This is a genomic window from Staphylococcus sp. HMSC036D05, assembly GCF_001836225.1.
Lineage (GTDB): Bacteria > Bacillota > Bacilli > Staphylococcales > Staphylococcaceae > Staphylococcus > Staphylococcus caprae.
Genome location: NZ_KV827781.1, coordinates 738,169 through 763,162 on the forward strand (window position 1 = coordinate 738,169; position 24,994 = coordinate 763,162).

25 protein-coding genes are annotated in these 24,994 nt (G+C 33.6%); 5 read left to right on the top strand and 20 right to left on the bottom strand.

The genetic code is table 11. The annotated features are described in order from the left end of the window. Positions 1-136 precede the first annotated feature (136 nt). Positions 137-1,483, top strand: a complete 1,347-nt coding sequence (locus HMPREF2580_RS08100) for an Nramp family divalent metal transporter (RefSeq protein ID WP_070831838.1) — start codon at positions 137-139, stop codon at positions 1,481-1,483. 40 nt (positions 1,484-1,523) lie between these two features. Here the strand turns inward: HMPREF2580_RS08100 and HMPREF2580_RS08105 are convergent, their stop codons facing one another. From HMPREF2580_RS08105 to HMPREF2580_RS08165, 13 genes are all read right to left on the bottom strand, one after another. Beyond that, on the bottom strand, positions 1,524-2,069 hold the full coding sequence (locus tag HMPREF2580_RS08105) for a DUF4064 domain-containing protein (RefSeq protein WP_070831841.1): 546 nt from the start codon (positions 2,067-2,069) through the stop codon (positions 1,524-1,526). A 127-nt stretch (positions 2,070-2,196) separates the two neighbouring features. Beyond that, positions 2,197-3,429, bottom strand: a complete 1,233-nt coding sequence (auxB, locus tag HMPREF2580_RS08110) for a lipoteichoic acid stability factor AuxB (RefSeq protein WP_070831844.1) — start codon at positions 3,427-3,429, stop codon at positions 2,197-2,199. A 75-nt stretch (positions 3,430-3,504) separates the two neighbouring features. After that, on the bottom strand, positions 3,505-4,578 hold the full coding sequence (locus HMPREF2580_RS08115) for an ABC transporter substrate-binding protein (protein WP_070831847.1): 1,074 nt from the start codon (positions 4,576-4,578) through the stop codon (positions 3,505-3,507). Then, the gene (locus HMPREF2580_RS08120) at positions 4,575-5,387 is read right to left on the bottom strand and encodes an ABC transporter permease (protein ID WP_044466307.1); all 813 of its coding nucleotides are present in this window, start codon (positions 5,385-5,387) and stop codon (positions 4,575-4,577) included. Before HMPREF2580_RS08120 ends, HMPREF2580_RS08115 begins: the two co-directional genes overlap by 4 nt. Before the next feature lie 5 nt (positions 5,388-5,392). Next, on the bottom strand, positions 5,393-6,196 hold the full coding sequence (locus HMPREF2580_RS08125) for an ABC transporter permease (protein ID WP_070831850.1): 804 nt from the start codon (positions 6,194-6,196) through the stop codon (positions 5,393-5,395). Then, a complete protein-coding gene (locus HMPREF2580_RS08130; RefSeq protein ID WP_002442155.1) occupies positions 6,189-7,283 on the bottom strand; it encodes an ABC transporter ATP-binding protein in 1,095 nt (364 codons plus the stop codon). The genes HMPREF2580_RS08125 and HMPREF2580_RS08130 overlap by 8 nt, the downstream gene beginning before the upstream one ends. Positions 7,284-7,295: 12 nt before the next feature. Beyond that, a complete protein-coding gene (locus HMPREF2580_RS08135; RefSeq protein ID WP_002442153.1) occupies positions 7,296-7,835 on the bottom strand; it encodes a helix-turn-helix domain-containing protein in 540 nt (179 codons plus the stop codon). Between the two features lie 166 nt (positions 7,836-8,001). Beyond that, on the bottom strand, positions 8,002-8,277 hold the full coding sequence (locus HMPREF2580_RS08140; RefSeq protein ID WP_070831853.1) for a UPF0223 family protein: 276 nt from the start codon (positions 8,275-8,277) through the stop codon (positions 8,002-8,004). Positions 8,278-8,439: 162 nt separating this feature from the next. Then, the gene (lpdA, locus tag HMPREF2580_RS08145) at positions 8,440-9,846 is read right to left on the bottom strand and encodes a dihydrolipoyl dehydrogenase (RefSeq protein ID WP_002442150.1); all 1,407 of its coding nucleotides are present in this window, start codon (positions 9,844-9,846) and stop codon (positions 8,440-8,442) included. 4 nt (positions 9,847-9,850) lie between these two features. Continuing rightward, positions 9,851-11,182 carry a dihydrolipoamide acetyltransferase family protein gene (locus HMPREF2580_RS08150; protein WP_070831856.1) on the bottom strand — a complete coding sequence of 444 codons (1,332 nt, stop codon included), beginning with the start codon at positions 11,180-11,182 and terminating at the stop codon, positions 9,851-9,853. A gap of 153 nt (positions 11,183-11,335) precedes the next feature. Further along, the gene (locus HMPREF2580_RS08155; RefSeq protein WP_002442147.1) at positions 11,336-12,313 is read right to left on the bottom strand and encodes an alpha-ketoacid dehydrogenase subunit beta; all 978 of its coding nucleotides are present in this window, start codon (positions 12,311-12,313) and stop codon (positions 11,336-11,338) included. A 3-nt stretch (positions 12,314-12,316) separates the two neighbouring features. After that, positions 12,317-13,429 carry a pyruvate dehydrogenase (acetyl-transferring) E1 component subunit alpha gene (gene pdhA, locus HMPREF2580_RS08160; RefSeq protein ID WP_002442145.1) on the bottom strand — a complete coding sequence of 371 codons (1,113 nt, stop codon included), beginning with the start codon at positions 13,427-13,429 and terminating at the stop codon, positions 12,317-12,319. A 171-nt stretch (positions 13,430-13,600) separates the two neighbouring features. Further along, the gene (locus tag HMPREF2580_RS08165; RefSeq protein ID WP_002442144.1) at positions 13,601-14,227 is read right to left on the bottom strand and encodes a YkyA family protein; all 627 of its coding nucleotides are present in this window, start codon (positions 14,225-14,227) and stop codon (positions 13,601-13,603) included. Between the two features lie 221 nt (positions 14,228-14,448). Here HMPREF2580_RS08165 and def point away from each other — a divergent pair, with 221 nt between their 5' ends. The 3 genes from def to rnjA all read left to right on the top strand — a co-directional run bounded on the left by def (position 14,449) and on the right by rnjA (position 17,457). Further along, entirely contained in the window at positions 14,449-15,000 is a 552-nt protein-coding gene (gene def, locus HMPREF2580_RS08170; RefSeq protein ID WP_002442143.1) for a peptide deformylase, read from the top strand. Between the two features lie 505 nt (positions 15,001-15,505). Beyond that, positions 15,506-15,724 (top strand): DNA-dependent RNA polymerase subunit epsilon, encoded by a 219-nt coding sequence (locus HMPREF2580_RS08175; protein ID WP_002442142.1) that lies wholly within the window; start codon positions 15,506-15,508, stop codon positions 15,722-15,724. Further along, entirely contained in the window at positions 15,724-17,457 is a 1,734-nt protein-coding gene (gene rnjA, locus HMPREF2580_RS08180; protein WP_002442141.1) for a ribonuclease J1, read from the top strand. The genes HMPREF2580_RS08175 and rnjA overlap by 1 nt, the downstream gene beginning before the upstream one ends. A 141-nt stretch (positions 17,458-17,598) precedes the next feature. Here rnjA and HMPREF2580_RS08185 read toward each other — a convergent pair whose 3' ends face one another. The 4 genes from HMPREF2580_RS08185 to HMPREF2580_RS08200 all read right to left on the bottom strand — a co-directional run bounded on the left by HMPREF2580_RS08185 (position 17,599) and on the right by HMPREF2580_RS08200 (position 21,630). Next, positions 17,599-18,210 (bottom strand): thioredoxin domain-containing protein, encoded by a 612-nt coding sequence (locus tag HMPREF2580_RS08185; RefSeq protein ID WP_070831859.1) that lies wholly within the window; start codon positions 18,208-18,210, stop codon positions 17,599-17,601. A 306-nt stretch (positions 18,211-18,516) separates the two neighbouring features. After that, a complete protein-coding gene (locus HMPREF2580_RS08190) occupies positions 18,517-19,176 on the bottom strand; it encodes a potassium channel family protein (protein ID WP_002442139.1) in 660 nt (219 codons plus the stop codon). An 85-nt stretch (positions 19,177-19,261) separates the two neighbouring features. Beyond that, the gene (locus HMPREF2580_RS08195) at positions 19,262-20,278 is read right to left on the bottom strand and encodes a cytochrome d ubiquinol oxidase subunit II (protein ID WP_002442138.1); all 1,017 of its coding nucleotides are present in this window, start codon (positions 20,276-20,278) and stop codon (positions 19,262-19,264) included. Further along, positions 20,275-21,630, bottom strand: a complete 1,356-nt coding sequence (locus tag HMPREF2580_RS08200) for a cytochrome ubiquinol oxidase subunit I (protein ID WP_070831862.1) — start codon at positions 21,628-21,630, stop codon at positions 20,275-20,277. Before HMPREF2580_RS08200 ends, HMPREF2580_RS08195 begins: the two co-directional genes overlap by 4 nt. A 201-nt stretch (positions 21,631-21,831) precedes the next feature. Between HMPREF2580_RS08200 and HMPREF2580_RS08205 the strand changes: the two genes are divergently transcribed. After that, positions 21,832-22,068: a glutaredoxin family protein gene (locus tag HMPREF2580_RS08205; protein WP_070831865.1), complete on the top strand. Its 237-nt coding sequence runs from the start codon at positions 21,832-21,834 to the stop codon at positions 22,066-22,068. 227 nt (positions 22,069-22,295) lie between these two features. Here the strand turns inward: HMPREF2580_RS08205 and ptsP are convergent, their stop codons facing one another. The 3 genes from ptsP to HMPREF2580_RS08220 all read right to left on the bottom strand — a co-directional run bounded on the left by ptsP (position 22,296) and on the right by HMPREF2580_RS08220 (position 24,980). Continuing rightward, on the bottom strand, positions 22,296-24,014 hold the full coding sequence (gene ptsP / locus HMPREF2580_RS08210) for a phosphoenolpyruvate--protein phosphotransferase (protein WP_002442135.1): 1,719 nt from the start codon (positions 24,012-24,014) through the stop codon (positions 22,296-22,298). Positions 24,015-24,016: 2 nt separating this feature from the next. Further along, the gene (locus HMPREF2580_RS08215; RefSeq protein WP_002435387.1) at positions 24,017-24,283 is read right to left on the bottom strand and encodes a phosphocarrier protein HPr; all 267 of its coding nucleotides are present in this window, start codon (positions 24,281-24,283) and stop codon (positions 24,017-24,019) included. A 157-nt stretch (positions 24,284-24,440) separates the two neighbouring features. Further along, positions 24,441-24,980 (bottom strand): hypothetical protein, encoded by a 540-nt coding sequence (locus tag HMPREF2580_RS08220; RefSeq protein WP_037541314.1) that lies wholly within the window; start codon positions 24,978-24,980, stop codon positions 24,441-24,443. Positions 24,981-24,994 lie beyond the last annotated feature (14 nt).

Genomic DNA, 24,994 nt, shown 5'->3' on the forward strand with positions numbered 1-24,994 from the left:
AATTTTGATTTATAAAGTTTGAGTAGTATTTAATACAATGCTATTCAAGCTTTTTTAATGTGATGCAATATTTTTAGGTTGACCTAACTTTTTGTTTAGGTTAATATATTTTCATAAGATTTTAGAGGTGAGTTTATTGAGTATAAAAGACAACAATTATGAACAACATCAAAGCTTAGATGAAATCAATAATACTATTCATTTTGATCATAAAGGTAGTGCAAGTCAGAAATTTCTAGCATTTCTCGGGCCTGGATTATTAGTAGCTGTGGGTTACATGGATCCAGGAAACTGGATTACATCTATGCAAGGTGGCGCGCAATACGGTTATACCTTGCTATTCGTGATTTTAATCTCAAGTTTGGCAGCGATGTTATTACAAAGTATGACGGTAAGATTAGGAATAGCAACTGGTAAAGATCTTGCACAAATGACACGTCATTTTTTAAGTAAACCCATTGCGATAGTTTTCTGGATTATTGCAGAGTTAGCAATCATTGCCACTGATATCGCCGAAGTGATTGGGAGTGCGATTGCTTTAGATTTAATTTTCGGCATTCCACTAATCGTTGGTGCATTAATCACAGTATTCGATGTATTCCTATTACTATTTATTATGCGTTTCGGTTTCAGAAAGATTGAAGCCATTGTAGGTACTTTAATATTTACAGTTCTAGCAATATTCGTGTTTGAAGTGTTTATTTCTTCACCACAATTAACTGATATTCTAAATGGGTTTGTTCCACATAAAGAAATTGTGACAAACCATGGCATACTATATATCGCTTTAGGTATTATTGGGGCTACAATCATGCCACATAATTTATATCTACATTCATCTATCGTGCAATCACGTAAGTATAACCGTCATGATAATCAAGAAAAAGCACAAGCTATTAAATACGCAACGATTGATTCAAATCTTCAATTATCTATTGCATTTGTAGTCAATTGTTTATTACTAACACTAGGTGCTGCCCTCTTTTTCGGAACTAAAACTAACGATTTAGGTGGTTTCTATGATTTATATCATGCGTTGAAAACTGAACCGGCATTAGGTGCAGCAATGGGCGGTGTGATGAGTACACTATTTGCAGTTGCCCTATTAGCATCAGGACAGAACTCAACGATTACTGGAACGTTAGCAGGACAAATCGTTATGGAAGGATTCTTAAGATTATCCATTCCTAACTGGATGCGTCGTCTAATCACACGTTCGCTTGCAGTCATACCAGTTATTATTTGTTTAATCATTTTCAGAGGTAATGCTGAAAAAATAGAACAATTACTAGTATTTTCACAAGTATTCTTAAGTATAGCGTTACCTTTTTCATTAATACCGCTTCAATTGGCTACAAGTAATAAGAAATTAATGGGACCATTTATTAATAAAATGTGGGTTAACATCATTTCATGGACGCTGATTGTAATACTAAGTGGATTAAATATTTATTTAATTATTCAAACGTTTCAAGAGTTATAAAAAAAGATGGCATACGCCATCTTTTTTTATGTCCAATCAACTAATATATATAAGGGTCATCTTTTTTACGATCCTTAAGTTCTTTTTCTGGGTCCCACTCATCTTGGCGAGTATGATTCTGGTTTAAATTATCATTGTTTGCTAGATTACGACGCTCATTTGAATTCTGCGTACCATTCGTATTATTAAAGTAACTTTGATGACGACTATCTTTTTTAGAAAATAGCAATACAGCTACAATAATCCATAAAATCATAGCAATAAGATTCATAGTAACAATTCCTGTAATCGCTGCTGCTATAAATAAACAACCTGCTAAATTTTTACGTCCTTTGATAATTAACGCCCCTACAACACCAAGCAAAGTAGAAAAGGCTAAAAAGCCAATTGAAATAATCATAGATGCAAATAAAATATCAGGAGTAACATTTTGTTCGCTTCCATAGAATTGTTTGAGTATATCGTTATATTGTTGTTGATTCTCACTACTTTTCATAACAATGAGTGACATCCCTGTTAATAGTAAGTACATGATACTTAGCCCATTCGCTACCCATGCTAAAATGATTTCTGTTTTTCTGTTCATAATTCTATGCACCACCTCAAATAATCTTCTTACCTTAATCATACTAAAATTTAAGTTGTATCGCGAATGCATACAAAAAAGGCTGGGGTAATAAATTGATTATGCCCCAGCCTAACAATGATTAGTATTATTTATTTTCACTATTGTCTTCTTGTTCAGTTGTGTTCTCTTTTGTACCTTCATCATCATGATTACCGTGGAACATTTGACGTCGCTCTTCATAATTCATTCGACGTTGATTAACAGCACTTGGTTGATTTTTTCTTTTTTCTTTCATGCGTTTATTATAAGCTTTTTTCTTTTCTTTTTTCTTCGCACGAATTTCAGCTTTTTCTCTCTTCCGCTGTGCCTTAAGTTCTTTAGGATCAACTTGAGGTTCTATTGGTTCCTGATAATTATTGTAACCATCGTCATAACCATAACTATAATCATCATTATCCTGATAATCATTCTCTTGCATTTGATCTTCGCGATTCGCTTTTTTAGATTTCTTGTTATATTTTGCCTGTCTAGACATCACTTCAGGTTCTTCCTCAGTATTCTGACTAGAAGTATATTCACTTTCTACAGCACGTTTAGGAAATTGTGAATATTTATCATCTGTTTCCTCATACTGTTCTCTATTAGCGTAGTCATGATCTAAATGATTATCATATGGCTGTTCATATTGTTGCGCTTCAAATGCTTCTTTTTGTCGACGTTCTTTTCTAAGTTGTCTTCTTGTATTTCTATTTTCCTTTTCGTCTCGTGGTTGTTCATATTCATCGTAATAACCTTGATGATAGTTCTCTTCATAATAGTCATCTCGAGGTCTAGAATGAGGTTCGTGATGATCATAATATTCACGTTCATCATAGTATGGTTGACCATAATCATCGTTATAATATGCAGGCACTGTCTCAACTTTATTCCTTCTAGCAAACATCATAATTGCGATGATAAAGAATAAAATTGGAATAATTAAAGTGACCACTAATAATACTAAAGGAATCGTAACTACTGCTGCCAATAGAAATAAGAAACCTGAAAGAATTCTAATATTCATTGATATTAATGCTAAAAAAGAAATTAATAGACAAACGATAAAGTAAACAATAATCGCCCATACACCATTTTGTAACCAAATGACAAATTGAGTTGTACTTAAATCATTGTTTCCTAAAATTTGTTGTATCAGTTCATTGTTATTTAATGAACTTTCTAAATTAGCTATTGACGTATCATTACTAAATGATACGAGTGCAATAAACATAGTTATAATCGTCAATATGAGTAAGAATACCCAACTAAACCAACCTAAAACTTTTTCAGTTAGCCGACTGACTGGACGCTTAATTTGTGTGTATTGCTCTCCTGACATCCGCTACAACTCCTTACTTTACTATCAAATCATTATATAGGATAAACGAATAAATAACTACCATTTATCTCTACATTATTTCAGAGACATTTTGAAATTTAAAAAACTTTCATTATAATCTCCAAGCGTTTTTTGTCCTAAATCTTTATATACCTCTAAGCGATTCTGTTCTTTCTTTGTAGGATAAAATCTATCATCATCTCTAACATCTTTAGGCAATTGATTTCTTGCTGCTTTGTTAGGTGTTGCATAGCCTACCCATTCCGTATTCTGTTTATTATTTTTCGCATCTAATAAAAAGTTCATAAATTTATATGCACCTTCTTTATTTTGTGCTGTTTTAGGAATAACCATGTTATCAAACCAAAGATTAGAACCTTCTTTAGGTATCACGTAATCAAATTTGTCATTATCTTGTACTAAAGGTGCGGCTACGCCACTCCAAACAACAGCAATATTACCTTCGTTTTGTTGAAGCATCATCGTAATTTCATCACCTACGACACCTCGCACTTGTGGCGCTAATTTTTTTAAATCTTTTTCCGCTTCTTTAATATGGGAAGGGTTTTTATCATTTAAACTATATCCGAGTTTATTCAGACCCATGCCCATGATTTCCCTAGCACCGTCCACTAATAAAATATCATTTTTATATTTAGATTGATACAAATCACTCCAACTATTAAAGTTTGCGTGAGGATATTTTTCCTTATTATATAGGATACCCACTGTACCAAAGAAATATGGTAAAGAATATTTATTATGTGGATCATATGTCATATTCGTATAATCCGGATCAAGATTTTTCATATTAGGAATTTTTTTATGATCCAAGGGTACTAACAAATTTGAACGTTTTAATTTTTGGACCGTATACTCACTTGGGAATGCTACGTCATAATGTGTACCACCATTACGAATCTTAGCCTCCATTGCTTCATTAGAATCAAATGTTTCATAAACCACTTGTATACCAGTCTCTTTTTCAAACTTTTTAATTAAACTAGGATCGATATATTCACCCCAATTATAAACATAAATCTTTTCATGTGTTGGGGTGTTCTCCTTTGATTTAAACCAATGACTTACAACTAAACATAATACGCCAATGACTATTGCAGAAATGATGAGTTGTAAAAATCGTTTCATTCATTTACACCCCGCTTCACCATCTTTTGTCGTTTAACGAAGTGTTGAATAGCATAATATCCTATTATGCCTATTAATATAGCTACAAATAAAATTGTAGAAATAGCGTTTATCTCCATACTTATACCTTTTCTAGCCATCGCGTAAACTTCTACAGATAAAACACTAAAGCCATTTCCTGTTACGAAAAAGCTTACTGTAAAGTCATCTAATGAATAAGTCAATGCCATGAAAAATCCACCAATAATGGAAGGCATAATATTAGGGATAATAACACTACTTAACAATTGCGATTCATTAGCACCTAAATCTCTAGCAGCATTCAGCATATTATCGTTCATCTCATATAGTTGCGGTAGCACGATAATCACCACGATCGGTATACAAAATGCTATATGTGATGCTAAAACTGTAGAAAATCCTAAACCTAAGCCTGTAAAATGTCCAATTGCTGTAAACATAATTAAAAATGAAGCACCAATAACAACATCTGATGACACCATCAGTACATTATTCAAAGTCAGTAAAGTAACTTTAAATTTCTTGTTACGTAAATAGTATAAAGCAATCGCACCAAAGGTACCGATGACTGTTGAGATTGAGGCAGCTAACAATGCAATGGCAATCGTATTAAATATCACAGACATTAATCGGTCATCTTGGAAAAGCGTTTGATAATGTTCTAACGTGAAATGCTCAAAATGAATCATATTTCCAGCTGAATTAAAAGAATATACCATTAAAAATAGAATAGGTATATATAAGATTGCGATGAGTATTCCTATGTACAACTTTCCATACCACTTCACGTCATTCACCCCTTCCCATTCGATGATTTAGATTTCGTTACAATTAATATGAACGCCATAAATATAATTAAGAACAATGCAATGGTTGAACCCATGCCATAATTTTGAATCGTTAAGAATTGTTCTTCAATTGAAGTTCCGATATTAATAACTTTATTACCAGCAATCAGTCGAGTAATCATAAACAGCGACAATGCAGGAATAAATGTAACTTGAATACCCGTCATGACACCTTCTTTAGTTAAAGGCATGATAACTTTTCTAAAGGTTGTCATTGGGCTAGCACCTAAATCACTGGACGCTTGCAATAAATGATTAGGGATTGCTTTCATACTATTAAAAATTGGTAGTATCATAAATGGAATATAAATATAACTTGCAACAAGTAGAAACGCACCACTTGTAAACAGCATGTTGAATACTGGCAAGTGAAAGATGTGAAGTGTTTGATTTATAATACCATCATGACTTAATAATCCTATAAATGCATAGGTCTTCAGCAGTAAATTAATCCATGTCGGAATAATCATTATCATCAATAAAATATTTTGATACTTAGAATGCGTGATAAAATATGCCGCTGGATAACTAACGACTAAAGTAATCAATGTAATGAGAATTGCATACCATATTGAATCTATGAACATTTTGAAATATCGCATCGTGAAAATTTGTTCATAGTTGGTAAAGCTAAAATGGCCATGCACATCCATAAATGAAAAATATACAAGTAAAATGACTGGAATGATGATAAATATTACCATCCACAATAAATAAGGAATAATTAATAATTTATTGATATTACGCATTATCTACATCCTCATAACTCTCAATTCGTTTATCAAACTCTTCCTCAGTCTCACCTGGCACCATAATGTGAATCGCTTCAGGTTCAAAGAATAGGCCTACTTCACTGCCAACTTCAGCTTTCTTAGTCGATTGAATCACCCACTCGTATCCTTTTCTATCGATACAACAAATTTCGTAATGGACACCTCTAAATAACATAGAATCCACTCTTGCTTTGAAAAGCCCTTGCTCCTTATCAATGAGTGAAATGTCTTCAGGACGTATAACCACTTCGACTTTTTTATTTTCTGGGATACCCATATCTACACATTCAAAATCTTGACCATAAATATTTACGACAAAGTCTTCAACCATGCGACCTTCAACAATATTAGATTCGCCAATAAAGTCAGCAACAAAACGATTGACTGGCTCATCATAAATATCAATAGGTGTCCCGAATTGTTGAATTTTACCGTCTTTCATCACAAATATATAATCACTTAGTGCTAATGCTTCTTCTTGATCGTGTGTAACAAATATAAAGGTAATACCTAAACGAGATTGAAGTTCTCTCAATTCATATTGCATTTCTGTACGTAATTTCAAATCCAATGCAGATAAAGATTCGTCAAGTAACAAAATTTCAGGTTCATTGACAATGGCACGCGCAATCGCTACACGTTGTTTTTGACCACCACTCATACCCTCTATTTGCCTTTGTTCATAACCAGATAACTTAACTAATTTTAGTGCTTCAGTCACCTTTTTATCTATTTCCGATTTGCTTTGTTTTTTTAATTTTAAACCATAAGCAATATTGTCATAAACGTTAAGATGGGGAAATAGCGCATAATCCTGGAACACTGTATTCACTTTACGTTTGTTCGGCGGTAATTTCCCTATAGGTTTATTCTGATAAATAACTTCACCACTATCAGGATATTCGAATCCAGCGATTAACTTTAATATCGTTGTCTTACCACAGCCTGAAGGCCCTAATAATGTATAAAAATGCCCTGACTCAATATCTATATCTATTTCGTCTAAAATTTGTACACCGTCATAACCTTTACTTACAGATTTAAATGAAAGTAATGGATTCATGAACATTCCTCCCTATAAATATGAAGCTGTGGCAACTATTAAAATCTTCACTTCTTCATTTGTGTCATTAAATAAGCGATGTTTATCTTTAGCTTTAAAATAAAGAACATCCCGAGTGGTAGCTTGATATGTTTGATTACCTAATAATAAAGACACTTCACCTTCTAAACAATAAATAAATGTGTCTGAATCAGATGGTTTGAAATTCTTATAGGATGCGCCTGGTCGTAATGTAAGAATGAGTGGCTCCATTTCAAATTCATTAGAATCCGTAACAAGCCAGTTCAGTATGTACCCGCGATCATATTCATCATATGTAACTTGATCTGCTTTTTTATATAAAACTTTCTCGTTAGTACTTTCTTTAAAAAAGTCACTTGCCGAAGTACCTAATACTTCCAATATACTCAAAAAGGTTTCCATACTTGGAGACGCATGTTGACTTTCAATCTGTGAAATATACCCTTTCGATAAATCGGTACGTTCTGCAAGTTCTTCCTGAGTTAAGTTTTTAATACGTCTTAAGTTGCGCAATTTACTTCCTATATCCATTATTTAACCACCTAAAAAAGCTATATTAAGTTTACTAATATCAAACATTTTGTTTAATGCTTTATAAAAGTAACAGAATATAGCTTTGTAAGCAATAGTTTTATGAGATATGTTCAAATAAATGAATATGTCATTATTTTATGTTTTAAATCAATAAGGATATATTTCAAACTTCTTTACCAAATATTTGCTGTTCAGGATGTTTATTAACCTCTTGAACAACTTTATAACTATTGTATCCACTTTTATTTTCAAACTCTTTAAAGATTTGTTTTTCTTCAGCTTTACCTGGCACAATTTCTTTAAATTGTTTATAAGCATGCTTAACCTCTTCACCTTTGACAGAGGATTCATAATAATTTTCAATTTTATTAAAAAAATGAATGACTTTCATCATTTCTTCATTTGTCCAATCTAAATCTAGAGGATATTGATATTCCATTTAATTCTAGCCTCCTAATGTTAATGATGTATTTTTAGTGTATCGGAGCTTTTTTCATAAAACAACTAGTTTGAATAAGTGCATAAAAAAACTGAGACCCGTGAATAACGAGTCTCAGCTATATATAATGATTAATCCTTAACTATTTTAATTAAGGTTTAATTACATAGTATGGATTGGATATCCAATTGCTTTTTCAGCAGCTTCCATTGACATTTCACCTAAAGTTGGATGAGCATGAACAGTTAATGCGATATCTTCAGCATTCATACCTGATTCAATTGCTAAACCTAATTCAGAGATAATATCAGAAGCACCAGTACCAACAACTTGCGCACCGATAATTGTATCGTCTTCTTTAAGTGTGATGAGTTTAACGAAACCGTTAGTGTCATCTAATGATAACGCACGTCCGTTAGCTGCGTATGGGAATTTAGAAGCTTTGATTGATAAACCTTCTTCTTTAGCTTGTGCTTCAGTGTATCCTACTTGAGCTAATTCTGGCTCAGTGAAGCATACTGCAGGCATACCAATGTAATCAACTTCTGCTGCTTGACCATCAATGGCTTCAGCAGCAACTTTAGCTTCATAACTTGCTTTATGTGCAAGTGGTAAACCAGGTACGATATCACCAATTGCAAAGATATTTTCAATAGAAGTACGGCTTTGTTTATCTACTTCTAATAAGCCACGATCAGCGAATTTAAGACCTAATTCTTCTAAACCTAATTCATCAGTGTTTGGACGACGTCCAACTGTTACTAATACGTAATCAGCTTCGATTGTTTGTTCTTCGCCTTTAGCTTCATAAGTAACTTTAACACCGTTTTCAGTTTCTTCAGCAGATTTAGCCATCGCTTCAGTGACAATTTCGATACCTTTTTCTTTCATGCCTTTTTTAACTGGTTGTGTCATTTGTTTTTCAAATCCGCCTAAGATGTCTTTCGCACCTTCAAGGATTGTTACTTCTGAACCGAAGTTTGCAAATGCTGTACCTAATTCAGAACCGATATATCCGCCACCGACAACAACAAGTTTACCTGGAACTTCTTGTAAGTTTAATGCGCCCGTTGAGTCAATAACGCGTTCACCGAATTCAAAGTTAGGAATTTCAATTGGTCTAGAACCAGTTGCAATAATTGCATGTTTGAAATTGTAAGTTTGAGCACTCTTTTCGTCCATTACACGAAGACTATTATTGTCTACAAAGTAAGCTTCACCTTTAACGATTTCAACTTTGTTACCTTTTAATAATCCTTCAACACCGCCAGTTAATTTATTAACTACTGATGATTTGAATTCTTGGACTTTTTCATAGTTTAAAGAAACGCTTTCAGCAATAACCCCTAAGTTTTCTGAATGTTGCGCTTCAACAAAACGATGAGAAGCATGTAGTAATGCTTTAGAAGGAATACAACCAACGTTTAAGCACACGCCACCTAAATTACCTTTCTCAACGATTGTTACTTTTTGTCCTAATTGTGCTGCGCGGATTGCTGCAACATATCCACCAGGACCTGCTCCGATTACAATAGTATCTGTTTCAATTGGGAAATCTCCAACTACCATGTTTTTACCCCTCCATTAATAATAGTTCTGGATTATTTAATAAACGTTTAATGTGATTCATAGCATTTTGTCCAGTCGCACCATCAATTTGTCTATGGTCAAAGCTTAATGATAATGCAAGTACTGGAGCTGCTATAATTTCTCCATCCTTAACAATAGGTTTTTGAGCAATTCGGCCGATTCCTAAGATGGCTACTTCTGGGTGATTGATAACTGGAGTGAACCATTGTCCACCAGCTGAACCGATATTACTAATTGTACAAGTTGCACCTTTCATTTCTTCAGAAGTCAATTTACCATCACGTGCTTTAACAGCAAGTTCATTGATTTCATCTGAAATTTCAAAGATTGATTTACGGTCAGCATGTTTCACTACAGGTACTAGTAAGCCTCTGTCAGTGTCAGCTGCGATACCGATATTCCAATAATGTTTGTGTACAACTTCACCAGCTTCTTCATTAAATGAAGTGTTAAGTGCTGGATATTTTTTAAGTGCTGAAACTAATGCTTTTACAACATATGGTAAGAACGTTAGTTTCGTACCTTGTTCAGCTGCAATTTCTTTAAATTTCTTACGGTGATCCCATAACGCTTGCACATCAATTTCATCCATTAAAGTAACATGAGGTGCTGTATGTTTAGAGTTAACCATTGCTTTAGCGATTGCTTTACGCATAGCAGGAATCTTCTCAGTAGTTTCTGGGAAGTCACCTTCAGGTAATGATTGACTAGTTGAAGCACTCGTTTCTTCGATACCTGTTGATGCAGCTGATGAAGCAGCACTTTCGTTAGAAGCTGAATCTGCGCTTCCTCCGTTTAAGTATGCATCTACGTCTTCTTTAGTAATACGTCCGTTTTTACCTGAGCCCGTAACAGCTTTGATGTTTACACCGTTTTCACGTGCGTATTTACGTACAGAAGGCATAGCTTTAACAGTTTTGTTCTCATCAACTTCTGCTTCTTGACTTGAAGATGTTGAAGTTTCTTGAGATTGTGATGAAGTTGTTTCTTCTTTAGCAGGTGCTTCTTCTTGTTGTTCTTCTTGTTTAGAAGAAGAATCATCACTATGACTACCTTTAAATTGCATTTCTTCAGCATCAGGAGCATCAATTTTTACAATAACGTCACCAACTACTGCAACAGTTCCTTCATCTACTAAAACTTCTTCTACAGTTCCGCTAACTGGTGAAGGTATTTCTACTACGGATTTATCGTTTTGTACTTCTGCTAAGACATCATCTTCTTCGATGGTATCTCCAGCTTTAACAAACCATTTAACAATTTCACCTTCGTGGATACCTTCCCCAATATCGGGTAATCTAAATTCAAATGCCACGTTCTTGTCCTCCTAAGATTTTTACTTGATCAAAATCATTTCAAAAATTTATATACTAAAGTTGCAAGTTAAGGAAGCCCTTACAACTTAGTTTACACTTATTCATTACTCAATGCTATAGATAGCTAAATAATTCGTAGAAACTAAATCGAATTAGAATTCTAATGTCGCTTTAGCTTGCTCAACAATGTCATTTTTATTAGGTAACCATACATTTTCAGCTTGAGTAAATGGATACACTGTATCAGCTGCAGCAACACGAGCAATCGGTGCTTCTAATGAAAGGATTGCACGTTCTGCTAATTCAGCAGCTACTTGAGCACCAACACCAGCTTGACGTTGTGCTTCTTGAACAACAACCGCACGACCTGTTTTCTCTACTGAAGCTACTAAAGTCTCAATATCAATAGGTTGAACTGTGCGTAAGTCAATCACTTCAACAGAATGTCCGTCTTTTTCAAGTTCTTCTGCTGCTTTTAATGATTCTTGTACCATAGCGCCATATGCGATAAGTGAGATATCGTTACCTTCTTTTTTGACATTAGCTTTACCAATATCAATTGTATATTCTTCTTCAGGTACTTCTTCACGGAATGAACGATATAATTTCATGTGTTCTAAGTATACAACAGGGTCATTACTTTGAATCGCTGAAATTAATAAGCCTTTCGCATCATATGGACCTGATGGAATAACAACTTTTAACCCAGGAGATTGAGCTAAAATACCTTCTAAGTTATCTGCGTGTAATTCTGGAGTATGTACTCCCCCACCAAATGGTGCGCGAACAGTTACAGGTGCAGGTTTAGAACCACCTGAACGGAAACGTGTACGAGCGATTTGACCAGCAACTTCGTCAAATACTTCAAATACGAATCCTAAGAATTGGATTTCCATAACTGGTCGATATCCTGTTACAGCTAAACCTAAAGCTAAACCACCAATACCTGATTCAGCTAAAGGCGTATCGAATACTCGATCTTCACCAAATTCTTTTTGTAATCCTTCAGTAACACGGAATACACCGCCGTTAACACCAACGTCTTCACCAAAGACTAATACGTCTTCGTCTCTTTTAAGTTCACTTTTAAGCGCGTCGTTAATCGCTTGAACCATTGTCATTTGTGCCATGGCTTACTTCGACTCCTTCTCTTTGTAAATTTCATATTGTTCTGATAAATTTTGAGGCATATCTTCATACATAATATCCATTAGAGAAGTAACAGTTTGTTTATCTGTATTGTCGGCCTCTTTAATAGCTGCTTTAATTTCAGATTTAGCACGCTCAATGACTTCATTTTCTTTATCTTCGTTCCATAAACCTTTAGCTTCTAAATATTTTCTGAAACGAACTAATGGGTCTTTTTTCTCCCATTCTGCATCTTCATCTGAAGTTCTATAACGAGTAGGATCGTCACCAGCCATTGTATGTGGTCCATAACGATAAGTTAAAGTTTCAATGACAGTAGGTCCTTCACCTGCGACAGCACGTTCACGCGCTTCTAAAGTCGCTTGATATACTGCTAAAGCATCCATACCATCTACTTGAATACCAGGTATACCTACTGAAACTGCTTTTTGAGCTAATGTAGTAGCAGCAGTTTGTTTACTACGAGGTGTAGAAATAGCATAATTATTATTTTGTATTACAAAAATTGCAGGTGCTTTATATGCTGAAGCGAAGTTGATTCCTTCATAGAAGTCACCTTGTGATGAACCACCATCACCTGTGTAAGTAATAGCTACAGCGTTTTTACCGCGTTTCTTAAGACCAAATGCTACACCAGCAGTTTGTACGTATTGAGCACCGATAATAATTTGCGGGCTTAACGCATTAACGCCTTCAGGGAATTGGTTACCTTTGAAGTGTCCTCTTGAGAATAAGAAAGCTTCTGTAAGTGGTAAACCATGCCAAATAATTTGTGGAACATCACGGTAACCAGGTAGGATGAAATCTTCTTTTTCTAACGCATACTGTGAAGCAAGTTGAGATGCTTCTTGACCAGCTGTAGGCGCGTAGAAACCTAAACGTCCTTGTCTATTTAATGAGATTGAACGTTGATCAAGGATACGTGTCCATACCATTCTTTCCATTAATTCTACTAATTGTTCATCTGTTAAATCAGGTACTAAGTCTTCATTTACGACATTACCATCCTCATCCAAAATTTGAACCATTTCAAATTTCGATTGAGTTTCATTTAATACTTTAACTGCATCGAATTGGGCTTGTAACTTAGGAGCCATTCAATTCACCATACCTTTCCCATGTAAATAGAAATTCATTTTATCCTCCCTAATTGTATCACAAATGAATTTACCTGTTAAACGATTTCATAAAGTTCTGTTTCAATACAAAAAGATACAGTTACACGGTCTGTTATAGTACTTTCCGCATAACTGTATCAATATTTTTCACTACTTCAATTGATCAACATCTTGTTTCTCTTGAGTTACCTTTCTCATCGCTTTTGAGTAGGCATTGAACTTTTTATTCATATCTTTATAAGCACGAGATAAATCTTTAGATTTACTATCTACTTCAGATTGTGTTGCACCATCTTGATTTAAGTAAGTAAACAGTTCTTTTTCTTTATTAAGCGCCTTTTTGTAAGCCTTTGCATATGCATCATGTGCTTTGTATTTTTCTTTAATAGCATCATTAAGTTGTGTAACTTCTTTTTTCTTAGTTGAATTATCAATATGATTCATATATTGATTCGCTTTTTTAAATTCTTTTTCTGATTTGCTTAAAGCTTCCTCTTCATTTTTAAATTCATTCTGACGTTTCTTAACATTGTCTACAATATCTTCAGCTGCTTGCTTTCTTGTATTTTGATCTTTGTCATTAACTTTTTTGAATAATTTTTGTTTATCTTCTTCTAATTTATTAATTTTCTTACTAGTAGAATTGACTGTTTTTTCTTGGTCAAAAGCTTTTTGAACCTGATCATCATATTTTTTTATTTCTTTTTTGTCAGTTGTACATCCAGCTAATAACACTGTTGACGTTAGGACAATTGCGACAGTTTTACCAAACTTCATTAACTGTTACCTCCTCATAGTTGTTCGCTTGTAATATTAAATAATAATTGATTATAAATCAATACAGAGGAATAAAGCTATTGATTAGTGTCTGTGATGTCTTGTATGAGTTTGATTTATTTTTCACTAATAAAATTAAATCAATATGTCATATTGAGTATCTAATAATGTACTTACAACTGTAGTATCTGATATATTATTTAATAAGGAAGGTGTATGACATGTTAACAATGAAAGATATTATAAAAGATGGTCATCCAACACTTCGTGAAAAGGCTAAAGAATTAAGTTTCCCAATTTCAGAAGAAGATAAAGAAACATTACGCTCAATGCGAGAGTTTCTAATTAATAGTCAAGATGAAGAAATCGCTAAACGTTATGGTTTACGTTCAGGTGTAGGCTTAGCTGCACCACAAATAAATGTTGCTAAACGTATGATTGCAGTTTATTTACCGGATGATGGTAATGGTAAATCATATGATTATATGCTCGTAAACCCTAAAGTAATGAGCCATAGTGTTCAGGAAGCTTACCTACCTACTGGCGAAGGTTGTCTAAGTGTTGATGAAAACATTCCAGGTTTAGTACACCGTCATAATAGAGTAACAATCAAAGCTCAAGACATTGACGGAAATGAAGTTAAACTAAGACTTAAAGGTTACCCTGCGATTGTATTCCAACATGAAATTGACCATTTAAATGGCGTCATGTTTTATGACCACATTGACGCTAACAATCCACTTAAACCTCATGAAGATGCAGTAGAGGTTTAATCCAAGTTTTTAAAATAACGGCACTTCACTATGTAATGATTTAATTACATTTGGCGAAGTGTCTTTTTATGTATTTTTTAAAATTCATTACATGACACAATATACACCATTTATCACGAACGAATATTAACGATGTCTAAATTAGATTGTTTGAAAATTAAAAGATTATCCTTTAAAAGTTTGTCGACTGGATAAGATAAAACTGCTTTATTTATTCAAATACATCATGTAAAATATAACTTAACTGAAATCTTAGTAATTCAATACTAATTTCAAATAATGAACGACACTATTACCCTAGAAAGCATACTGGGCAGTGAAATTAAACGAGCGTTGAAGAAACCAAAGTTTAGATTGAGCTGGTATGTTTCTAAATTAAAAATTAGAACACTAAATTATTGAAGAAATAAATTTTAATATGGATCAAACTCTTTAATAACCCGAGTATTTCACACTAGGGTCGTAAATAAATTGTAGAATTTTAATCTAGGAGGAAATATATAAAATGGCAGTATTTAAAGTATTTTATCAACATAATAAAGACGAAGTTATCGTCCGTGAGAACACACAAACAATTTATGTTGAAGGACAAACAGAAGAACAAGTGAGACGTTATTTAAAAGACCGTAATTTCAATATTGAGTTTATTACAAAATTAGAGGGCGCACATTTAGACTATGAAAAAGAACATTCAACTCATTTTAATGTGGAGAATGCTGAATAATGAAGCAATTACATTCTAATGAAGTAGGTGTATACGCACTTGGTGGTCTAGGTGAAGTCGGAAAGAATACCTATGCAATCGAGTACAAGAATGAAATCGTTATCATCGATGCAGGTATTAAATTCCCTGACGATAACCTTTTAGGTATAGACTATGTTATTCCAGATTACACTTACTTAGAACAGAATCAAGATAAAATTGTTGGCCTGTTTATTACACATGGCCACGAAGACCATATAGGCGGTGTGCCCTTCCTATTAAAGCAAATTAATGTACCTATTTACGGTGGTCCATTAGCGTTAGGTCTCATACGTAACAAGTTAGAAGAACATCATTTACTTAGAACTACCGAACTTCATGAAATAGATGAAAATAGTGTGATTAAATCTAAACACTTTGAAATTTCATTCTATCTCACTACACATAGTATTCCAGAGGCATATGGTGTCATCGTTGATACCCCTGAAGGTAAAATCGTCCACACTGGTGACTTTAAATTCGATTTTACTCCTGTGGGTGAACCTGCGAATATCGCTAAAATGGCAAAAATTGGTGAAGAAGGCGTTCTATGTTTACTTTCTGATTCTACAAATGCACTTGTACCTGACTTTACACTTAGTGAACGTGAAGTTGGACAAAACGTCGATAAGATTTTCAGAAATTGTAAAGGACGTATCATCTTTGCAACATTTGCTTCTAATATTTACCGTGTACAACAAGCTGTAGAAGCTGCGATTAAATATAATCGTAAAATTGTTACCTTTGGTCGTTCAATGGAAAATAATATCAAAATTGGTATGGAACTCGGATATATTAAAGCACCACCTGAAACATTTATAGAACCAAATAAGATTAATAATATCCCTAAACATGAATTATTAATTCTTTGTACAGGTTCTCAAGGTGAACCGATGGCAGCTTTATCAAGAATTGCCAACGGTACGCATAAACAAATTAAAATTATTCCTGAAGATACAGTCGTATTTAGTTCATCTCCTATTCCAGGTAATACGAAAAGTATCAACCGCACTATTAATGCTTTATATAAAGCAGGTGCTGATGTCATTCATAGTAAAATTTCAAACATTCATACCTCAGGTCACGGTTCTCAAGGTGATCAACAGTTGATGTTACGTTTAATTCAACCTAAATACTTCTTACCTATTCACGGTGAGTATCGTATGTTGAAAGCGCATGGTGAAACGGGTGTTGAATGTGGTGTTGATGAAGATAATGTATTTATTTTCGATATCGGAGATGTATTAGCATTAACACATGATTCTGCACGAAAAGCTGGAAGAATCCCTTCAGGAAATGTTCTTGTAGATGGTAGCGGCATTGGCGACATAGGTAATGTTGTTATTCGAGATCGTAAATTACTTTCTGAAGAAGGCTTAGTAATTGTTGTCGTAAGTATTGACTTCAATACCAATAAATTATTGTCTGGTCCAGATATCATTTCACGCGGATTTGTCTACATGCGTGAGTCAGGTCAATTAATTTATGATGCGCAACGTAAAATTAAAACAGATGTTATTTCTAAGTTGAATGGTAATAAAGATATTCAATGGCACCAAATTAAGTCTTCTATTATTGAAACACTTCAACCTTATCTATTTGAAAAGACTGCTCGTAGACCTATGATTTTACCAGTCATTATGAAAGTTAATGAAGATAAAGGTAATCATAAGCAATCAAATAGTAAAAATAATAATAAACAAGAAACTAAGTAATTGTAGAAGTTAATAAATCGGGATATATACCCAAAATAATAAGCTCTAAGTCGCTTTCTTTGATGAAAGTGTCTTAGAGCTTTTTTATATCAATTGTGGTTCCAATCTCGTCTTTTCTTTAATTTACCCTAGTTGGAACGCTTATGTTTGCTTGTTATCTAATAGTTTTTTGTACTCTTTATACTTATAGGGGTTTTTAACTTTTTCTCCATTTATATATACTAAAGGTACTTTTTTAACATCTTTCTTTTTAGCAGCTTTTTTATCATCGTTAGCCATTTTCCATGCTTTACTATCTTTATCTCTGTACATCTTCTTAACTTTATTTTTTTCATACTTATTTAAATCAAGTTTATCTATTTGTTTATCCACTGTACGTTTAGTAATCCACGTTTGATGGCTATTCTTCGGCTGCGCTTTGAAAATAAGTCGATTTAATTTTAAATATTCATCATCAGATATGAGTTTAACTGCATGTGTAGCCCTTCCAGCATTCATTGAATCCTTTCCTAGAAATCCAAGATTGACGAACTTCACTTCAGCCTTACCCTTGTTGATGTAATCTTTTTTGAGCTTAGGAACAATAGACGCTTCAATTTGTTTACAATATGCGCATTTGTAATCACCATAGATTGTCACGCATTTGGTATGATTTTGAGGCTTCTTAGTATTCCCATATTTAAAAGTGGAACAACCACATAAAAGTAAAATAATCGCTAACATTGATGTGCATTTTAAAATAAACTGATACATACCTACTCTCCTTATATACTATTTGTCATAAATAATGCTAACATCAATGTTTATATATTTTTGTTATCTTCCCTAAATGATATATTCTTTTTCTTAAGTGTTTACAAAACATTATATAATATTAAACGTTTATTAATTAGAATACTATTCAATCAAGTTTATTTATAATGTAATATAAAAATGTGGTAAACAAATTACACCAAGTTTCAATTCTTTCTCTAAATAAAAAAACGCTCCCCAATATTTCTATTATTGGAGAACGTTGTCTAACTATCTATTTAATTTGTAGACTAACTCAAATTGCGTTTATTTACTAATGTTTTTCTCAAAACGACCTAAGTCGTTATCGTGACCAATCATAATTAATATGTCACCGATTTCTATATTAATATTAGGATCTGGAGAAACAATAAATTCTTTTGCTCGTTTAATAGCTATAATATTAATCCCATATTGTGCTCGAATATCTAGATCAATGATGCTTTGACCGGCCATTTTTTCAGTAGCTTTAAGTTCTACAATAGAATGCTCATCAGCTAGCTCTAAATAGTCAAGCACGCTTGCACTTGCAACATTATGTGCAATACGTCTACCCATATCTCGTTCTGGATGTACGACTGTATCTGCACCTATTTTATTTAAAATTTTAGCATGATAATCGTTCTGTGCTTTAGCGGTTACCTTTTTTACGCCCAGTTCTTTTAAAATAAGCGTAGTTAAAGTACTTGATTGAATATTTTCACCAATAGCTACAATAACATGATCAAAATTTCGTATTCCTAAACTTTTCATCACTGCTTCATCTGTGGTATCAGCAACGACAGCATGTGTAGCAATATCACTATATTCATTAACACGATTCTCATCGCTATCAATCGCCATGACGTCCATATCTAAAGCATTAAGTTCTCTAACAATACTGCCACCGAAACGGCCTAGTCCTATTACGACATACTCTTTTTCCATATACGTCCTCCACTAAATAAAAGAGGAAAAGAGATGATGTATGATAATAAGACCTCCATACTCTCCCTTATCCTCATAGATTATATTATTTCTTTCCTTCTACATAATCTTTGTCGAAAACAAATAATCTTAATAATAATATTAACGATGGAATTAATAAAAGTAAACCTAAAATAAAGGCAACGACTAAAGCTAATCCCATTTCAGGGTTAACATGAGTACCTGTAATTTTAACAAATGGATGCAGTAGATAAGGTAACTTACTCATTCCATATCCAAAGAATGCAAAAAACATTTGTAAGATAACCATAATAAACGCTAAGCCATGGTTTTTCTTGAATATCGTTAATGCACCTGCAATTAGGAAAAAGACAAAGCTCAATGCAAACATCCACCAGTAATTGAATACAGCATTATTAAAATGATCAGCATTTTGAATTCTTAATGATAAGAAGACAAATAATGAAATAATAATCATTGGTGGGCCCCAGAATATGTGCCACTGTCTCGTTAAATCGTAGGCTGGCTTATCTTGTGCTTTACTTGCGTAAAATGTTAAGAAACCTGATGAAATATAAAGCACAGAGATAATTGCTAAGAATACAACCGACCACGCAAATGGACTAAGTAGTAACTGTACCCAGTTTAAATCTATATGAGATCCATGTTCTCGTATATAGCCACCTTCTGAAATTGTTAAAGCGGTAGCTAATGATGCCGGTATAAGTAATCCTGTTAAACCATATAAGCAAATCCATGGCAATTTCGTATCTTGTCCATAATTTTCAAAGGCATAAAAACTACTTCGAATTGAAATAAGAATTAAAGCAATTGAACCTGGTACAAGTAGTACCGTGCCTAAATATTTGGCAGAATCTGGGAAGAATCCAACGAATCCTACAAAGAAGAATACGAAGAAAACATTCGTAACTTCCCATACTGGGTTAAGGTAACGATGAATTAAATGATTTATTTTCTTTTCTTCACCAGTAATTTTAGAATGTAATGCGAAAAATCCTGCACCAAAATCTATTGAAGCGACGATGATGTAACAAAATAAAAATATCCATAATACTGTTATTCCGATATGGGCGTATATCATTTTGTTCCACCTCTCTTTTCAATCACTTTATCTACATCTTGATATGCAGGTTTGTTTCTATACATGCGAATTAACACATACGCTGCTGTAACCATGAGGACGAAATATAATATACCGAACAGGATCGTGACTAATGTAATACCACCTGCTTGGGTAGCAGCTTGAGACACACGCATGTATCCTCTAATAATCCATGGTTGGCGCCCCATTTCTGTTAAGAACCAACCAAATTCTATAGCAAGTAATGACGCTGGACCAGTCAACAAGATAGCATATAATACAGCTTTGTTTGTTATAAATTTACGTAATTTCTTGAAGAATAGAATTAACATGTAAATTCCTGAAATGACAAAACAGAAGACCCCCATTGAAACCATTAAATCAAAGAAGTAATGGACAATCATAGGTGGCAAATCATGTTTAGGGAAATCATTTAAACCTTTAACTTTTGTTTTAAAACTATCGTCCGCTAAGAAACTAAGTAATCCTGGAATTTCAATTGCGCCAGAAACTTCATGCGTCTTTTCATTTAGTACACCAAAGAATACTAAATTAGCGTGTGATTGCGTATCATAATGCCATTCATAAGCAGCTAATTTTTCAGGTTGAACTTTGTGTAAGAACTTAGCTGAAAGGTCACCAGCTACCATAGATAATATTGTTGATAAGAAACCTACGATCATCGTCATTTTCAATGCTTTCTTATGATACTGTCTATCTTCTGAGTATCTATTTCGTAATAATTTAAATGCTGCAATAGCCGCCAGTATAAATGCCATTGTCATACCAGCTGTAGCAACAACGTGAAATGCTCTTACGATGAAGGATGAGTTAAACATCGCTTCTAGTGGTTGAACATTAACCATGCGTCCATGTTTCATTTCGAAACCAGCTGGTGTATTCATAAATGAGTTTACAGACGTTATAAAGAACGCTGAAAATGAACCACCGATAATAACTGGTAATGAAATAATAAAATGTGTCCATTTATTTTTAAATCTATCCCAAGTATAAAGATATATACTCAAGAAGATTGCTTCAAAGAAGAATGCAAAAGTTTCCATGAATAATGGTAAAGCGATGACATGTCCGCCCATTTTCATGAATGTCGGCCAAACGAGCGAAAGTTGTAACCCAATAATAGTACCTGTTACGACCCCAACGGCTACAGTGATTGTGTACCCTTTTGACCATCTTTTAGCTAATGCAATATAGTTTGCATCATTTTTTCTAATGCCAATAAATTCTGCAATCGCAAACATTAATGGCATACCCACGCCGATTGTAGCAAATATGATATGCACTGCTAGTGTCATACCAGTGAGAAATCGGCTAATTTCAACTGAATCCATATTTATCACCTTTTTTTCTAATATATTGAAAATTGGAGTCACAATGTTTAAAATTATAAATCTCTGAGAGCTTGAACTAAATTAAGTTGCTCTAAATTTGTATGTCCATTTTTTGACAGGACACATAATGTTCACATAGTTGAAATCATATATACTTTTCTGTATAGTATTTTCAGAAATAAAGACGAAAGGACGTTAAATATGACTTCTAACATCATCATTTATACTCAAGATGAATGTCCACCATGTACGTTTGTAAAAAATTACCTCTCAGAACATGGTATTGAATATACTGAAAAGAATATTAAAAACACTCAATATCGAAATGAAATGATCAATTATGACGCATTTGCAACGCCATTTATTCTATTAAAAGGTGAACCCATGTATAGCGTAGATATGGATAAAATTAACTCCACTTTAAATATCGAAAATTAATTAAACACATAAAAATCACTCAACATATTCAATTCTTTGATGTTGAGTGATTTATTTTGAGTACGGTTAGACATGAATGTCTGCATGAACGTAATCTAACATTGAAAGAAGAACGCCCTATAGCTTCATTCACTTAATCTTAGCCCTTCTCTAATACGCTTGCTCTACCCTTTTAAGAGAGAGAAAGAGAGTAAATACACTGGTGTACTTACTCTCTTGTAGTCAAATTATTTAGCTTTGTTGTTAACTAATTCCATAACTTCTTCTTGTGTTGCACATTCAATCGCGCGGTTAGCTAATTCAGCCATTTCATTCTTACTTAGACCATTAATTTGTCTTCTCGCTTTAAGAATAGACGTAGCACTCATTGAGAACTCATCTAAACCTAAACCTAATAATAATGGAATCGCTGTTTCGTCTCCGGCCATTTCACCACACATGCCAGTCCATTTACCTTCTTTATGAGAAGCTTCAATCACTTGTTTCACTAAACGTAAAATAGATGGGTTGTATGGTTGATATAAATAAGATACACGTTCTGACATACGGTCAGCAGCTAATGTATATTGTATTAAATCATTTGTACCGATACTGAAGAAGTCCACTTCTTTCGCAAATACATCTGCTAACGCTGCAGTTGCTGGAATTTCCACCATGATACCTAATTCAATATCATCAGAAATGTCATAACCTTCATTTTCAAGATTTTTCTTTTCCTCTAAAAGAATAGCTTTAGCATCACGGAATTCTTTAATTGTAGCAACCATTGGGAACATGATATTTAATTTACCGTAAGCAGATGCACGTAATAAGGCACGCAATTGCGGTCTGAAAATATCTTGTTGCGCTAAGCATAGACGGATTGCTCTATAACCTAAGAAAGGATTCATTTCTTCAGGTAAGTTTAAGTATGGAAGTTCCTTATCTCCACCGATATCTAAAGTACGAACAACAACACGTTTACCGTCCATTGTTTCTAATACTTTTTTATAAGCTTCAAATTGCTCTTCTTCGGTTGGCATTTGGTCTCTTCCCATATAAAGGAATTCTGTACGGTATAAACCGATACCTTGTGCGCCATTTTCAATGACACCTGGTAAATCGTTAGGTGTACCAATATTCGCTGCAAGCTCTGCATGTACGCCATCAACAGTTACTGTATCAGCATCACGTAGTTTTTGTAATTCCTTTTTATCTTCAAAGAAACGTTCGCGTTTATTTTGATAAGCAATTAACTCATCTTCAGTCGGATCAATAATTACGTCACCTGTAATACCATCGACAATAATCATATCACCCTGTTTAACTTGTTGCGTGATAGACTGTGTACCCACGACTGCTGCAATTTCAAGTGAACGACTCATAATTGCAGAGTGACTTGTTCTACCACCAATATTAGTTACAAAACCTTGCACAAATTCTTTATTCAATTGTGCAGTATCTGAAGGTGTTAAGTCGTTACCAATAATAACGACACTTTCATCAATCATGCTTGGATTTGGTAAATCTACGCCTAGAATATGCGCTAATACACGTTTAGAAACGTCTCTAATATCAGCAGCACGTTCTTTCATGTATTCATTATCCATAGATTCGAAAATGGTAACAAATTGAGTTGTTACATCATTTAACGCAGTAGCTGCGTTGACTTTGTCATTTTTAATTTTATCTTGGATAGGTTGAATTAACTCTGGATCATCTAAAACTAATAAATGAGCATCAAAAATAGCTGCTTTATCAGCGCCTAATTGAACTTCTGCATTGTTTCTAATCTTAGTTAATTCAACTTTAGATGCTTCGATAGCTTTATTGAATTTATTAACTTCGCCTTCTACATCAGTGACCTTTTCATTACTGTCAAAAGATAAATCAGGTTCTACTAATAAGTAAGCTTTTGCGATTGCTACGCCGTCTGACGCAGCAATCCCTTTAATTAAGTTAGACATAATTATTTAGTTAATCCTTCTTTTGATAAGACATCACTGATTGATTCAATAGCATCAGTTTCATCGCTACCGTCAGCATAAATAGTGATTTCAGCATCTTTACCTACACCTAAACTCATAACACCCATGATTGATTTTAAGTTTACTTTCTTCCCGTTATATTCTAATTGAATATCTGAATCAAATTTTGATGCAGTTTGAACTAACATTGTAGCAGGGCGAGCGTGAATCCCTGTCTCATCGATAATTACATATGATTTTTGTTCCATAATTATATTCTCCTTCGTATAGTTAGAATCTTCAATATTATTACAATCTAACATAGATTTTATACAATAACTTTACCAAAACCGGTTGCTAAATTCAATTCGTTTAAAACCGATTTCAGTGTCATTATTTACATTTCAGTGAAAATTATATCATTTACTACAAGTTATTGATAACTTTTTCACATTTTTCTACGTGATCTTTACCAAGCTTACTCATAAAGTAGTAACTGATTGAAGCTGATACAGCTTGACCAATCACTGGGAACCATCTTGTTTGCTTGGCAGCCGCACGTTTAGCAACATCTTTGATTACAACTTTCAATAATGCTTCTGATACTTTTCTTCCTACAAATTGACTTCCTTGAATCGCAGCTGCAGACATAATTCTTTCTTTAACGTCATCTCCAAGAGAATTCACTTGTTTATGGTCTAGTCCATAGATTTTATTAACATCTTCTATAATATCTCTCATTAATTTAATATCTACACCAAAGTCTAAACCTGGAATTGGTACAACGCTCGCACCAGAAGAAAGTAACGATTTCTTCTTAACAAGTGTTAAAGCCTTCTCGCGACGTTGCTTTAATTCCTCTTGTGTCGTGGGTAAGTTACTTTTTTCTTTAATTTCTTCAATATTTAAAAGTGAATTACCTACTTTATTTGTAATATCATTAGTAAATTTACTTCTAATACCCATATTCTTACACCCTT